This is a genomic window from Mesorhizobium sp. M1143 (genome assembly GCF_040318435.1).
Classification (GTDB): domain Bacteria; phylum Pseudomonadota; class Alphaproteobacteria; order Rhizobiales; family Rhizobiaceae; genus Mesorhizobium.
This window is the reverse complement of sequence record NZ_JAMYMJ010000023.1, coordinates 26,669-38,635: the sequence shown is the minus strand read 5'-3', so window position 1 is coordinate 38,635 and position 11,967 is coordinate 26,669. Positions and strand designations below refer to the sequence as shown.

Sequence of the window (11,967 nt, the reverse complement as noted above, 5' to 3'; positions counted from 1 at the left end):
TTCAGTCCGGCACGCTGGTCTGCAGGGCCAGCGCGTGCAGCACGCCGCCCATATTGCCCTTCAGCGCATCATAGACCATTTGGTGCTGCTGGACGCGGCTCTTTCCGCGGAAGCTTTCGGCCACCACTTCGGCTGCATAGTGATCGCCGTCACCGGCGAGGTCGCGGATCGTCACCTTGGCGTCCGGAATGCCGTCCTTGATCAGTTTTTCGATGTCGTGGGCATCCATTGCCATGGCAAAATCCTGTTCTGGGCGGCTAGGCACGAGTGACTCGCACGGCAGCCTAAAGCCTTTCTGGTCCGGGTTGAAGCCGTTCTGTCGGCGACGCAGTGTCTAAGTGCCATCCTGCCGCGGGTGAACCACACCATCTTCGGTAATGTCGTCGCGGGTCGAGAACCCCCGGCCAAGGCTGAACACCAGGACATAGAGCGGGATGTTGAGCGCCAGGTTGATGATCGGGAGATAGCTGGTCATCTGCCACAGGGGCGAAAAGAATGGTTGGCCATTGCCGTCGCAGATCAGCGATGAGCCGTATTCCCACAGCGCGCCCGTAATGACCGCAACGGCAAAGAGGTTGATGCAGGTGGCGACATGCCTTGCGCGCGCCGGGTTCGGCAAAAGGCGGCTCCACAGCACCAGGCAGACGATGGGGATCGCGTAGATCAGGCTTTGCAAGGCCAGCATCGGCAGTGTGCCATTGGCCGCCTCAAGGAACTGTTCACGCCTTTCCAGCAGCGGACAGACCTCGCTCGAGGTCGTCGACAGCAGGAAAAAGACGAACGGCCCGAGGAACCAGAAGAAGAACAGCGACGGCCAGAAGACGACTGCGATCAGCGTCCGGGCTGCCAGGCTGGTCAAATGGACTTGTCCATGAAGTTCGGGAACCAGCCTTCGTGGGCGGCAGTCAATTCGCTGACCGGGATCGCCCTGGCATCGCCGAGCTTCAGTTCGTTTCCACCGGTCGAGCCGATCCATGGCGCAAAGATGCCGAGCTTGCTCTGTTCCTCGCGGATGGCGTCCCATTCCTTGCTCTGCGGATCGACGGACAGCGTCAGCAGGTAGCGGCCCTGGTCTTCGCCGAACCAGACCGGGATCGGGTCGGTGCCGGCGAGCCCCGGAATTGTGGCGCCTATGCCGGACGCCATCGCCATCTCGGCCAGGGCTATCGCCAAGCCGCCATCGGAAAGGTCATGCGCCGCGGTCACGACGCCCGACGCGATCAGCGCGCGCACGTGGTCGCCGACGCGCTTTTCATGGGCGAGGTCGACGGGTGGCGGCGGCCCGTCGGTCCGACCGTGAATGTCTCTGAAATAGGCGGACTGGCCGAGATGGCTGCCCCAGCTTGGGGGCGCGCCGACCAGCAGGATCATCTGGCCCTCGGCGGCAAAGCCGATACGGGTCATCTTCGACCAGTCGGCAATCAGCCCGACGCCGCCGATGGTCGGCGTCGGCAGGATGCCCTGGCCGTTGGTTTCATTGTAGAGCGAGACATTGCCCGACACGATCGGGAAGCCGAGCGCGCGGCAGGCATCGCCAATGCCTTTCACCGCGCCGACCAGTTGGCCCATGATCTCAGGCCGTTCCGGATTGCCGAAATTGAGGTTGTCCGTCGCCGCCAGCGGCAGCGCGCCGGTGGCGGTAAGGTTGCGCCAGCATTCGGCCACAGCCTGCTTGCCGCCTTCATACGGGTCGGCCTCGCAATAGCGCGGCGTCACGTCGGAGGAGAAGGCGAGCGCCTTGGTCGGATGGCCTTCGACGCGCACAACGCCGGCGTCGCCGCCCGGAAGCTGCAGCGAATTGCCCTGGATCAGCGTGTCGTACTGCTCCCACACCCACCGGCGCGACGACAGGTCCGGCCCGCCGAGCAGTTTCAACAGCGCATCGGCGACATCGGCCTTCGGCGCATCGCCGGCGGCAAGCGCCGCAGGCTTCTTCGGCTCGACCCAGGGGCGGTCATATTCCGGCGCCTTGTCGCCAAGGTCCTTGATCGGCAGATTGGCGACCTCGTCACCCTGGTGAATGACGCGGAAGCGCAGATCGTCGGTGGTCTTGCCGACAATGGCGAAGTCGAGGCCCCATTTGTGGAAGATCGCCTCGGCTTCCTTTTCCTTCTCGGGGCGCAGCACCATCAGCATGCGCTCCTGGCTCTCCGACAGCATCATCTCATAGGCGCTCATGCGCTCTTCGCGCACCGGCACCTGGTCGAGGTGAAGCTCGATGCCGAGGTCGCCCTTGGCGCCCATCTCGACCGCCGAACAGGTGAGGCCGGCCGCACCCATGTCCTGGATGGCGATGACGGCGCCGGACGCCATCAGCTCAAGGCAGGCTTCGAGCAGGCATTTTTCGGTGAAGGGATCGCCGACCTGCACGGTCGGGCGCTTCTCGTCGATCTTGTCGTCGAACTCGGCCGAGGCCATCGTGGCGCCGCCGACGCCGTCGCGGCCGGTCTTGGCGCCGAGATAGACGACCGGCAGGCCGACGCCCTTGGCTTCCGACAGGAAGATCGCATCTGTCTTGGCGAGGCCGGCGGCAAAGGCGTTGACCAGGATGTTGCCGTTGTAGCGGGCGTCGAAATTGACCTCGCCGCCGACGGTCGGCACGCCAAAGGCGTTGCCGTATCCTCCGACGCCGGAAACCACGCCGCTGACCAGGTGCCTGGTCTTGGGATGGTCCGGTGCGCCGAAGCGCAAAGCGTTCATCGCCGCAATCGGCCGCGCGCCCATGGTGAAGACGTCGCGCAATATGCCGCCGACGCCGGTCGCCGCACCCTGGTAGGGCTCGATGTAGGAGGGATGGTTGTGGCTCTCCATCTTGAAGACGACGCAGTCGCCATCGCCGATATCGACCACGCCGGCATTCTCGCCCGGACCCTGGATGACCTGCGGCCCGGTGGTCGGCAGCGTGCGCAGCCATTTCTTCGAGGATTTGTAGGAGCAGTGCTCATTCCACATCGCCGAGAAGATGCCGAGTTCGGTAAAGCTCGGTTCGCGCCCGACCAGATCGAGGATGCGCTGGTATTCGTCGGGCTTGAGCCCATGCGCGGCTATGAGTTCCGGGGTGATCGGCACGGAATTAGAAATGGTCATGGGCGGCGATTGGTGTCCATGGGAGAGAGGGAATTTGAGTCCCCTCATATCGCAAGCTTTGGCGTGATACACCCCATCGGATGACGAAAAACGCCGGAAAACACAAGGCGACGATGGTAGCGGGGCGCCGTTGGGGAACGCTATGGCATCCCGGCCGTTAGGCCTCAAACCAATCAGGAGATTTCGACATGGCCACCAAGCAAGGCAAGAAAGACAATCGCCTCTCCGACAAGGAGGCCATGCATATTGCCGAGACCACCGACGTTTCGCCCAAGCAGGCCAAGGACCTGGCCGAGAAGCACGGCAAGGACAAGGGCGCGAAGGAAGCCAAAAACTTCAAGGCAGAGGGCTGAACCTGAGATCGGTACGCAGGGGCACGGTTTGGCGCCAACGATTCAGGACGACCTGTCGTAGCCGGCGCGGCCTTCCTCCAGCAGCCGCCGGATCACCGCGACGCCGCCGGTGATGTCCTCGCGCCGCCTTGGCTGCGAGACGCCGAAACGCACGCCGTGAAAAACCTGCTCGGAACGCCCCGCCTTGAACTCGTCCTCGTCGTCGAGGAGCACGCCATTTTCGAGGCATGCGCTCCTGAACGTGCCGGACAGCCAGGGATCGGGCAGCGTCAGCCAGACGAAGGGCACGCTGCCGTGTGACTTGAAGGCGAAACCCGCCAGTGTCTCGCGCACGATGGCGATGCGGGCGGCAATTTCGGCAATGCTGCGTTTGCGGATATCGCCAGCCTGCCCAGACAGCACCAGCCGCGCATTCACCTCCGCCAGCAGGAACGGCATCCCGCCGGTCATCATCTTGTGGGCGACGCGGATGCGATGGCGATAGGCGGGCGGGCAGGAGAGCCAGCCGCCGCGAACACCTGCCGCGACCGATTTCGACAGACCGCCGGCGACAATGGTGCGCTCGGGTGCATATTCGGCGATGAGCGGCGTCGGATCTTCGGTCAGGCCGCCATAGAGATCGTCCTCGATGACGATGACATTGTACGCGCGCGCGACACGAGCGATCGCCTCGCGGCGCGAAACCGACAGGATCGCCAACGTCGGGTTCTGCACCGTCGGCATCAGGAAGATCATCTTCGGGTGCTTTTGCGCGCAGACGCGTTCGAAATCCTCGGGATCGAGGCCTTCTTCGTCCGATGCCACCAGTGCTATGCGCCGCCCGATCAGCCCGGCGCTGCGGGCGATCTGCGAATAGGTGAGGTGCTCGAAGGCGACATAGTCGCCCGGTGTGGTCAGTGCCGCAATCGCCGCCATCACCGCGGCATGTGTGCCAAGCGTGGGAACGATGGTGTCGGCCGCCGGACGGAACGAATTGCGCGACAGCCAGCGGGCGCCGGCCTCGAACCAGCGCTCCGGAAAATCCCTGGTGTAGCTCGAAATCTCGTGCGGGTGATCCTGCACCGTGCGCGAGAGCATGTCAGCGACAATGGCGCCCTGGCCGATGTCGGGCGCGGCAGTGCTGTCGAAACGCAGCTTGCCGGGCGGTGCATCGACATAGCGCGTGCCTTGCACGGCCGGCTCGGCGAATTCGGGTGACGCCGCTTCCGATTGCTGCGCCAGCACATAGGTCCCGCGTCCGACTTCGCCGCTCACCAGCCCGCGTTCGCGCAGCAGCTGATAGGCCCGGCCGATCGTGCCGACCGTCGTGCCGATGTCATAGGCGAGATCGCGCTGCGGCGGCAATTTTGCCCCGGCATCGATAACGCCCTTGTCGATGTCCGATTCGATGCTGTCGGCAAGGCGCTGGTAAAGCGGGCCGGAACCGATGGTGAGGTCAGGGAGCCAATTTGTCATGGTGACAGTTCTGTATATTGCACCAGATCGGGTGTCAATGCATATCAGAACCGTACCAAGATGGGTACAATTTGCAAGGTTGGCAGAAAAACAATGGATACAATCGAGACAATCCGCTGCGCCGGCATTGAATTGGTCGGGCCGTCCAGCCGGCGAGGCTTTGTCGGCCGGATCGTGCATGTGGTCAGATCGCTGGCGCGATGGATCGAAGCGTTGATCGAGCGCCGTCGCGGCCGCCTGGCCTTGCTGGAAATGACCGACGAGCAGCTCAGGGATATCGGTGTTTCGCGTGGCGACGCCTACCGTGAAGGGATCCGACGGCTCTGGGACTGACCCGGAGCCGGTTCGTCAACGACGGGTGCGCGGAGCCCTGAGGCGTGAGACGCCCCTATCGGCAAGCACGGCGAGGATGCACAGCACCAGGAAAACACCGGTGACGGCCCGCGCCGCACGGGCGACGCTGGCCGCGCCGTTTTTCGCAACGTCGAGGAACGGGTAGGGCACTTCGCCTGCGATCGGTGCGCGCGCCAGCGCATAGGCGAGATAGGCGATCGGAAAGGCCATCCACCACGAAATGTCGCTCCAGCGTGTCCTGCCGTCAGCGCCTGCAACAAGCCACCACAGCACGAACAGCACCGGCGTCACATAGTGCAGCAGCACGTCACAGAGCAGGAACAGCCCCTGCGGCTGCCAGAGCTGCGCCAGAACTGTCGCGTAGACGATGAAGACCAGGGCGATGGAAGCCGCCACGCCCGCCCGCATCCGCGGCCCGGCAAAGGCCGGCAGCCAGGCGTAGCCCGAAGGCGACAGCAGCGAGACGTGGACCAGCACTGCACCGATGTTGGTCAGGATGGTGAAGAAGCTGAACAGAAAGACGATGGAGCCGAGAAAACTGCGGCCGGCTTCCATCGATGCCGGGATGGTGATGCACGCTTGCAGGACAAGCCCGGCCAGACCGATGATCAATCCCGCAAACTGCAGGAAGCGGCCCATGGCGTCAGGCGGCCGCGTTGCAGGAGGGGTTGCCCGTTTGCCAGCGCGCAATGTCGGATCCGATGCGCGCGCCGAGCGGATCGTCCATCAGCGGACCGAACACGTCGACGCGGCTGGAATTGCCTTGCGCCTGGACGACCAGCAGCGGCTTGCCGCCATAATGCTTGGCCGGCACCAGCAGGAAGCGGGGCGTGCCGCTGAACGAATTCAGCTCATTGGCCATCTGATAGGATTTGAAGGCGGGATCCTTGCTGGCGATCCAGCATTTGTGGGCCGATATCGCTACCTGTTCCATGGCCAGCAGCGAAGCGCTCTTGCCCGTGGGGACCGGCGCGCTCTTCGGGCTGGACTGGCAGGACGCCAACGCCAAGCCGGCAGCAGCCAGGGGACCTAGGCGAACAATCGTCAGTCTCATGGTCAACCGCCCCCGTGTTTTGAAAGGAATTCGAAGAGATATCAGGCGGCGATGCCGAGTGCGCCTTCGAACAGCGCCCGGCCGTCACTGCCGCCATGCGCGGCCTCGATCAGGTTTTCCGGATGCGGCATCAGGCCGAGCACATTGCCCTTCTCGCTGATGATGCCGGCAATGTCGTTGATCGAGCCATTGGGATTGGTGCCTTCGGCATAGCGGAACACAACCTGTCCTTCGCCCTCGAGGCGCGCAAGCGTGTCGGCATCGGCGAAATAATTGCCGTCATGATGCGCAACCGGCGTGCGGATGATTTGGCCCGGCTGATAGCGGCGGGTGAACATGGTGTTGGCGTTGGCGATCTGCAGCTTCACCTCACGGCAAACGAATTTCAGCGAAGCATTGCGCATCAGCGCGCCGGGCAGCAGGCCGGCCTCGACCAGAATCTGGAACCCGTTGCAGACGCCAATGACCATGACGCCCTTGGCGGCCTTTTCAGCGACTGCCCGCATCACCGGCATCCGCGCGGCAATCGCGCCGCAGCGCAGATAATCGCCGAAGGAGAAGCCGCCGGGAATGGCGATCAGGTCGACATCGGGGATTTCGGTGTCGGTCTGCCAGACGGTCGCCGGCGCCTGCCCGGAGATCTTGGTCAGCGCCGCAATCATGTCGCGGTCGCGGTTGAGGCCGGGGAGAAGAACGACAGCTGATTTCATATCAAGCGATCTCCACCGCGTAATTCTCGATCACCGTGTTCGCCAGCAGCTTGTCGCACATGGCTTTCAGATCGGCTTCAGCCTTGGCCTTGTCGGTCTCCGAGAGCTCGAGGTCGAAGACCTTGCCCTGCCGCACCTGGCCGACGCCGCCGAACCCCAGTCCGGACAGAGCGTGCTCTATGGCTTTTCCCTGCGGGTCGAGCACGCCGTTCTTGAGGGTGACGGTGATGCGGGCCTTGATCATGCTGGACAGGTTCCTGTTCGAAGACTTAGCAATTCCAGGAAAAGTCTGAAGCGGTTTTCCGTCCGGAATTGCGTCAAGAAATGAAGACTTAGTGCGGCTTGCCTTTGAGGCCGTCGGTCGAGGCGACGAGCACCGGGCCGGTCGGGCGCGGCGGCTCGTTCTCGTTCATGATGCCAAGGCGGCGGGCAACTTCCTGATAGGCTTCGACGAGGCCGCCCATATCGCGGCGGAAACGGTCCTTGTCGAGCTTGTCCTGCGTTGCCACGTCCCACAGCCGGCACGAATCCGGCGAGATCTCGTCGGCAACGACGATGCGCATCATGTCGCCCTCGAACAGGCGGCCGCATTCGATCTTGAAATCCACGAGTTGGATGCCGACACCCATGAACAGGCCGGAGAGGAAGTCGTTGACGCGGATGGCCAGCGCCATGACGTCGTCGATCTCCTGCGGGCTTGCCCAGCCGAAAGCGGTGATGTGCTCTTCCGACACCATCGGATCGTCGAGCGCATCGGCCTTATAATAGAATTCGATGATCGAGCGCGGCAGAACGGTGCCTTCCTCGATGCCGAGGCGCTTGGACAGCGAGCCGGCGGCGACATTGCGCACCACCACTTCGAGCGGAATGATCTCGACTTCCTTGATCAACTGCTCGCGCATGTTGAGCCGGCGGATGAAGTGGGTCGGAATGCCCATGCGGTTCAGATGGTTGAAAATATATTCGGAGATGCGGTTGTTGAGCACCCCCTTGCCGTCGATGACCTCGTGCTTCTTCTTGTTGAATGCGGTCGCATCATCCTTGAAGAACTGGATAAGTGTGCCCGGTTCCGGTCCCTCATAGAGGATCTTGGCCTTGCCTTCATAAATGCGGCGGCGATTTTTCATCTGATTTTTCTCTGGATTTGCGGGCAGGCGGCAAGCGACCAGTTCCTGTCCGTCTGCCTAAATTGGTGCGGCGACGGGTGGGGTTCAATGCCGGGTCTATCCCAATCACAGCGTTTGCTCAATCGGCAAATCCTTTCCATCGACCGCTTTCAGGAATGAAATGCCGCAGCGCAGCAAGCGATGTAGCATATTGACCGGCCCGCGCCCTTTTGGTTTGTGCTGCGGCAGCACACATATCCATCACCAACGCGAATCGATTTCATCGGAGGGAAGCCATGAGCAGCATGAAAGACCGCGAAGAGGGTTTTGAGCGCAAATTCGCCTTCGACGAAGAACTTCGCTTCAAGGCTTCGGCACGCCGCAACAAGGCGCTTGGCCTGTGGGCAGCCGAAAAGCTGGGCAAGTCCGGCACTGACGCCGACGCCTATGCCAAGGAAGTTGTGGTTTCCGACATCGAGGAAGCTGGCGATCACGACGTATTCCGCAAGATCCGCAAGGATTTCGACGCCGCCGGCGTCGACCAGTCGGATCACCAGATCCGCCGCACCATGGACGAACTGATGGCGCAGGCGATCGAGCAGATCAAGAACACCTAGAGCGACTAGCGCTGGACCAATCGACCGCCCGGTCCAGCCGGGCGGTTTTTCTTTGCCTTTTCAGCCTTTTCCGGCTGAAACTGTGCGTAGGCCTGTTACAAGGCTCTACCCAACGAGGAAAGCACCCATGTCCCTGAAGTCACGCCTGGCGGCGGATGAAACGCTGTTCACCGCCTGGTCCGGCGTTCCGGACGCTTTGACGGTCGAAATCATCGCCAAGCAGGGTTTTGACGCCGTCACCCTCGATATGCAGCATGGCGGACACCACGAAGACTCGGTCTTGCGCGGCCTGGTGCCGGTGCTGGCCGCCAACAAGCCGGCGCTGGTGCGCATTCCGGTCGGCCGCTTCGACATGGCCAGCCGCGCCCTCGATTTCGGTGCCGAGGCGGTGATTGCACCGATGGTGAATTCGGTGGCCGATGCAAAACTCTTTGCCGCGGCGATGAAATATCCGCCGATGGGCGAGCGCTCCTGGGGCCCGACCTATGCTTTTCCGCGCCATGGCAAAGGCGACCACGCCGAATGGCTGCGCGACACCAATCAACGCACCATGGCCTTTGCCATGGTCGAAACGCGCGCCGCACTCGATGCGCTGGACGGCATCCTCGACACGCCGGGCATTGACGGCATCTTCCTCGGCCCATCGGATTTCTCCATCGCCTGGTCGAATGGCGCCACCGTCAATTCGACGCTGGAAAGCATGATGGAAACCGTCGCCTCCATCGCCGAGCGGACGCGCAAGGCGGGCAAGCATGCGGCAATCTACGTCGTTGAGCCGGCGATTGCCGGCCGCGTCGTGGCGATGGGCTACCGGCTGCTGGCGATGGGCTCGGACCATGCGCTGATTTCGCTCGGCGCAAAGATACTCATCAAAAGCATGAACGATTCGATCAAGGGCTGAGGCGTGGTGCCTTGCCCGGTCAGGCCTTGAGGTCGGTCAGGAACTTGGCGAAGGTCATCGACCCTTCCGGCCACGGGCCGAAGCCGGCATCCTCATTGAGGTGACCGGTTTCGCCGGCATCGATGAACAGCGAACCCCAGGCGCCGGCAATGTCCTCGGCAACCTCGAAGGCGCAGAACGGATCGTTGCGGCTGGCGATGACGATGGACGGGAAGGGCAGCGGTTCGCGTGCATAGGGGCCAAAGGTCATCAGGTGACGCGGCCTTATCTCCGGGTTGGCGACGTCGGGCGGCGCGACAAAGAACGCACCGGCGACCGGCTTCCTGAACTGCGGAATGGCCTGCACCGCGGCCGCCACGCCCAGGGAATGGGCAACGATCACCACCGGCCGCTCGGCCTCGTTGACAGCGTTCGCCACGCTCGCCGTCCAGTCCTCGCGCACCGGCTTCGACCACTCCGCCTGCTCGACCCGGCGCGCCGTCGACAGTTTCGACTGCCAGCGTGTCTGCCAGTGTTGGGGGCCGGAATTGGTGTAGCCCGGCACGATCAGAATATCTGCGTCTTTGACTTTCATGGCGCTGAGATAGCGAGCGGCCGTGTCTCGTGCAACCCGCGCTGACGCATGCGGTGCATCACAATCGTGAACAACCTGTTCGATTCTTTCCATCTTGTGTGAACGATCAGGATCGACGATTTGAGGCAGGAAGAGATGGACAACAGAATAGACTGGTGGCGCGGCCTGGGATAACGCGCTGAACGGAGAGTTTTATGAGCGAACTGCCTTTTGCCGCGACGACCCCCGTCAGCGTGTCACGCGTGGGCCTGAAGGCGCGCGACGCCGAAGGACTTGCCGATTACTACCGGGCTGTTGTCGGCCTGCAGGAATTGAGCCGCGCCGATGGCGCCATCACGCTGGGCGCTGCCGAGCGCCCGCTGCTGGTCATCGAGCCTGACGCAGCGGCCAAGCCCGACGATCCGCGCAGCGCCGGCCTTTTCCACACCGCTTTCCTTCTGCCCAGCCGCGCCGATCTCGGCCGTTGGATAAACCATGCCGCCGCCAACAAGATCCGCATCGAGGGCGCCTCCGACCATCTGGTCAGCGAGGCTTTGTACCTGACCGACCCCGAAGGCAACGGCATTGAAGTCTATAGGGACCGTCTGCCGCAGGAGTGGAAGTGGAACGGCGACAAGATCGCCATGGCGACCGAGCGGCTGAATCTGGCCGCCGTGGTTGGCAGCGTGCCGGCCGGTGACGCCGGCTGGCAGGGCGCGCCGCAAAACAGCATTATCGGCCATGTCCATCTGCGCGTCGGCCGGCCGGAAGATGCCGAGGCCTGGTGGCACGACGAATTTGGCTTCGACACGGTCGCTAAGTATGGAGGGCAGGCGGTGTTCCTGTCGTCGGGAGGCTACCACCATCATATCGGTGGCAATTCGTGGCACAGCGCCGGCGCCGGCCGCCGCGATCCGTCCCGCTCGGGTCTGGCCTGGGTCGAGATGCGGTCGGACAAGACAACCGCTGAAACCACGCGGGAAGATCCGTGGGGCACGGTTATCCGCACCGTGCCGGGCGCCGCCGGCTGAGCGCCCGCTCGGTTCTTACAAGGAAGTGGCGGCGTAGCCCGTCAGCAGCCCATGCGCCCAGCTGTCGAAGCCGGTGGCTGTCGCGCGGGTGGACGCCTCGGTCCAGTCATAGCTGACCGTATGATGGCTGAACGACCATTGTCTGTCCTTGCGCGTGGCAAGGGCATAGCGGGCATCCGGACTGCCGGTCACAGTCAAACCTGGGAATGCCTGGACGCCGACACTGCCGGGATTGAGGATTGTCCGGTTGTCCGACAAGCGCACAACGCGCGGCGTATGTGTATGGCCGCACAAGGTCAGCCCGGCGCCGGCGCTGCCCAGCTTGTGCCTGATCTGCTTTTCATTGGACGGGTGGAAGTGGCTGCCTCCGTCTTCCTCGAGCAGGAACACGTCGTCGTCACTGGGGCTGCCATGGCAAAGCAGGATGTCCTGGGCAGGCGACAGGGTGACCGGCAATGCGGAGAGCCAGGTCAATGACGCCTGGGACAGGCATTGGTGGGTGAAAGCATCGACGTCTTCCAACCCGGAAGCAGGCGGCTCGACCAGCACACGGTCGTGATTGCCGCGCACGGTCGGCCAATTCTGTGCCATCAGATATTGCGCGGTTTCTTCAGGCCATAGCGGCCCGGAGAGACAATCGCCCAGATTGACGATGATGTCGGGAGAAGCGTCTTTGATCTGCGCATGAACCGCCTCAAGCGCGCGCAGATTCCCATGGATGTCGGAAAGGACAGCCAGCCGCATGG

Annotated in this window: 16 protein-coding genes; 5 read left to right on the top strand and 11 right to left on the bottom strand. The window is 63.0% G+C overall.

Translation table 11 applies throughout. The features are described 5' to 3' along the window. Nucleotide 1 precedes the first annotated feature (1 nt). The 3 genes from NKH35_RS17145 to purL form a co-directional block, all read right to left on the bottom strand. A complete protein-coding gene (locus tag NKH35_RS17145) occupies nucleotides 2-235 on the bottom strand; it encodes a BolA/IbaG family iron-sulfur metabolism protein (RefSeq protein ID WP_010909092.1) in 234 nt (77 codons plus the stop codon). Between the two features lie 99 nt (nucleotides 236-334). Continuing rightward, the gene (locus tag NKH35_RS17140) at nucleotides 335-859 is read right to left on the bottom strand and encodes a hypothetical protein (RefSeq protein ID WP_023734531.1); all 525 of its coding nucleotides are present in this window, start codon (nucleotides 857-859) and stop codon (nucleotides 335-337) included. Next, nucleotides 856-3,087 carry a phosphoribosylformylglycinamidine synthase subunit PurL gene (purL, locus tag NKH35_RS17135; protein ID WP_023734532.1) on the bottom strand — a complete coding sequence of 744 codons (2,232 nt, stop codon included), beginning with the start codon at nucleotides 3,085-3,087 and terminating at the stop codon, nucleotides 856-858. The genes NKH35_RS17140 and purL overlap by 4 nt, the downstream gene beginning before the upstream one ends. A gap of 188 nt (nucleotides 3,088-3,275) precedes the next feature. Here purL and NKH35_RS17130 point away from each other — a divergent pair, with 188 nt between their 5' ends. Further along, a complete protein-coding gene (locus NKH35_RS17130) occupies nucleotides 3,276-3,440 on the top strand; it encodes a hypothetical protein (RefSeq protein ID WP_023669098.1) in 165 nt (54 codons plus the stop codon). Nucleotides 3,441-3,482: 42 nt separating this feature from the next. Here NKH35_RS17130 and NKH35_RS17125 read toward each other — a convergent pair whose 3' ends face one another. After that, a complete protein-coding gene (locus NKH35_RS17125) occupies nucleotides 3,483-4,895 on the bottom strand; it encodes an aminotransferase-like domain-containing protein (protein WP_023734533.1) in 1,413 nt (470 codons plus the stop codon). A 93-nt stretch (nucleotides 4,896-4,988) separates the two neighbouring features. Here NKH35_RS17125 and NKH35_RS17120 point away from each other — a divergent pair, with 93 nt between their 5' ends. Then, entirely contained in the window at nucleotides 4,989-5,228 is a 240-nt protein-coding gene (locus NKH35_RS17120) for a DUF1127 domain-containing protein (RefSeq protein WP_023706460.1), read from the top strand. 15 nt (nucleotides 5,229-5,243) lie between these two features. Here the strand turns inward: NKH35_RS17120 and NKH35_RS17115 are convergent, their stop codons facing one another. The 5 genes from NKH35_RS17115 to purC form a co-directional block, all read right to left on the bottom strand. Beyond that, nucleotides 5,244-5,888 (bottom strand): Pr6Pr family membrane protein, encoded by a 645-nt coding sequence (locus tag NKH35_RS17115; RefSeq protein WP_352915525.1) that lies wholly within the window; start codon nucleotides 5,886-5,888, stop codon nucleotides 5,244-5,246. 4 nt (nucleotides 5,889-5,892) lie between these two features. Continuing rightward, the gene (locus tag NKH35_RS17110; RefSeq protein ID WP_023669094.1) at nucleotides 5,893-6,303 is read right to left on the bottom strand and encodes a hypothetical protein; all 411 of its coding nucleotides are present in this window, start codon (nucleotides 6,301-6,303) and stop codon (nucleotides 5,893-5,895) included. A gap of 41 nt (nucleotides 6,304-6,344) precedes the next feature. After that, nucleotides 6,345-7,013 (bottom strand): phosphoribosylformylglycinamidine synthase subunit PurQ, encoded by a 669-nt coding sequence (purQ, locus tag NKH35_RS17105; RefSeq protein WP_023684888.1) that lies wholly within the window; start codon nucleotides 7,011-7,013, stop codon nucleotides 6,345-6,347. Nucleotide 7,014: 1 nt separating this feature from the next. Then, nucleotides 7,015-7,257, bottom strand: coding sequence for a phosphoribosylformylglycinamidine synthase subunit PurS (gene purS, locus NKH35_RS17100; RefSeq protein ID WP_023669092.1), 243 nt, complete (start codon nucleotides 7,255-7,257; stop codon nucleotides 7,015-7,017). Nucleotides 7,258-7,345: 88 nt separating this feature from the next. Beyond that, nucleotides 7,346-8,140: a phosphoribosylaminoimidazolesuccinocarboxamide synthase gene (gene purC / locus NKH35_RS17095; protein WP_013532127.1), complete on the bottom strand. Its 795-nt coding sequence runs from the start codon at nucleotides 8,138-8,140 to the stop codon at nucleotides 7,346-7,348. A 275-nt stretch (nucleotides 8,141-8,415) separates the two neighbouring features. On the opposite strand from purC, the gene NKH35_RS17090 reads away from it, so the two are divergent. Together NKH35_RS17090 and NKH35_RS17085 are read left to right on the top strand one after the other, a co-directional pair. Beyond that, nucleotides 8,416-8,736, top strand: coding sequence for a DUF1476 domain-containing protein (locus tag NKH35_RS17090; RefSeq protein WP_023669091.1), 321 nt, complete (start codon nucleotides 8,416-8,418; stop codon nucleotides 8,734-8,736). A gap of 127 nt (nucleotides 8,737-8,863) precedes the next feature. Next, nucleotides 8,864-9,637 carry an HpcH/HpaI aldolase family protein gene (locus NKH35_RS17085; RefSeq protein WP_023669090.1) on the top strand — a complete coding sequence of 258 codons (774 nt, stop codon included), beginning with the start codon at nucleotides 8,864-8,866 and terminating at the stop codon, nucleotides 9,635-9,637. 19 nt (nucleotides 9,638-9,656) lie between these two features. On the opposite strand, the gene NKH35_RS17080 is transcribed toward NKH35_RS17085, so the two are convergent. After that, complete coding sequence (locus NKH35_RS17080) at nucleotides 9,657-10,211, bottom strand: RBBP9/YdeN family alpha/beta hydrolase (protein WP_023694132.1); 555 nt, start codon at nucleotides 10,209-10,211, stop codon at nucleotides 9,657-9,659. Nucleotides 10,212-10,405: 194 nt separating this feature from the next. Between NKH35_RS17080 and NKH35_RS17075 the strand changes: the two genes are divergently transcribed. Next, on the top strand, nucleotides 10,406-11,221 hold the full coding sequence (locus NKH35_RS17075; protein WP_023694133.1) for a VOC family protein: 816 nt from the start codon (nucleotides 10,406-10,408) through the stop codon (nucleotides 11,219-11,221). A 15-nt stretch (nucleotides 11,222-11,236) separates the two neighbouring features. Here NKH35_RS17075 and NKH35_RS17070 read toward each other — a convergent pair whose 3' ends face one another. Next, nucleotides 11,237-11,965, bottom strand: a complete 729-nt coding sequence (locus NKH35_RS17070; RefSeq protein WP_023694134.1) for a metallophosphoesterase family protein — start codon at nucleotides 11,963-11,965, stop codon at nucleotides 11,237-11,239. Nucleotides 11,966-11,967: the final 2 nt, after the last annotated feature.

Coding starts and splice junctions, on each gene's coding strand:
- NKH35_RS17145 (WP_010909092.1), bottom strand. CDS start 235: ATGGCAATGGATGCCCACGACATCGAAAAACTGATCAAGGACGGCATT.
- purL (WP_023734532.1), bottom strand. CDS start 3,087: ATGACCATTTCTAATTCCGTGCCGATCACCCCGGAACTCATAGCCGCG.
- NKH35_RS17130 (WP_023669098.1), top strand. CDS start 3,276: ATGGCCACCAAGCAAGGCAAGAAAGACAATCGCCTCTCCGACAAGGAG.
- NKH35_RS17125 (WP_023734533.1), bottom strand. CDS start 4,895: ATGACAAATTGGCTCCCTGACCTCACCATCGGTTCCGGCCCGCTTTAC.
- NKH35_RS17120 (WP_023706460.1), top strand. CDS start 4,989: ATGGATACAATCGAGACAATCCGCTGCGCCGGCATTGAATTGGTCGGG.
- NKH35_RS17115 (WP_352915525.1), bottom strand. CDS start 5,888: ATGGGCCGCTTCCTGCAGTTTGCGGGATTGATCATCGGTCTGGCCGGG.
- NKH35_RS17110 (WP_023669094.1), bottom strand. CDS start 6,303: ATGAGACTGACGATTGTTCGCCTAGGTCCCCTGGCTGCTGCCGGCTTG.
- purQ (WP_023684888.1), bottom strand. CDS start 7,013: ATGAAATCAGCTGTCGTTCTTCTCCCCGGCCTCAACCGCGACCGCGAC.
- purS (WP_023669092.1), bottom strand. CDS start 7,257: ATGATCAAGGCCCGCATCACCGTCACCCTCAAGAACGGCGTGCTCGAC.
- purC (WP_013532127.1), bottom strand. CDS start 8,140: ATGAAAAATCGCCGCCGCATTTATGAAGGCAAGGCCAAGATCCTCTAT.
- NKH35_RS17090 (WP_023669091.1), top strand. CDS start 8,416: ATGAGCAGCATGAAAGACCGCGAAGAGGGTTTTGAGCGCAAATTCGCC.
- NKH35_RS17085 (WP_023669090.1), top strand. CDS start 8,864: ATGTCCCTGAAGTCACGCCTGGCGGCGGATGAAACGCTGTTCACCGCC.
- NKH35_RS17080 (WP_023694132.1), bottom strand. CDS start 10,211: ATGAAAGTCAAAGACGCAGATATTCTGATCGTGCCGGGCTACACCAAT.
- NKH35_RS17075 (WP_023694133.1), top strand. CDS start 10,406: ATGAGCGAACTGCCTTTTGCCGCGACGACCCCCGTCAGCGTGTCACGC.
- NKH35_RS17070 (WP_023694134.1), bottom strand. CDS start 11,965: ATGCGGCTGGCTGTCCTTTCCGACATCCATGGGAATCTGCGCGCGCTT.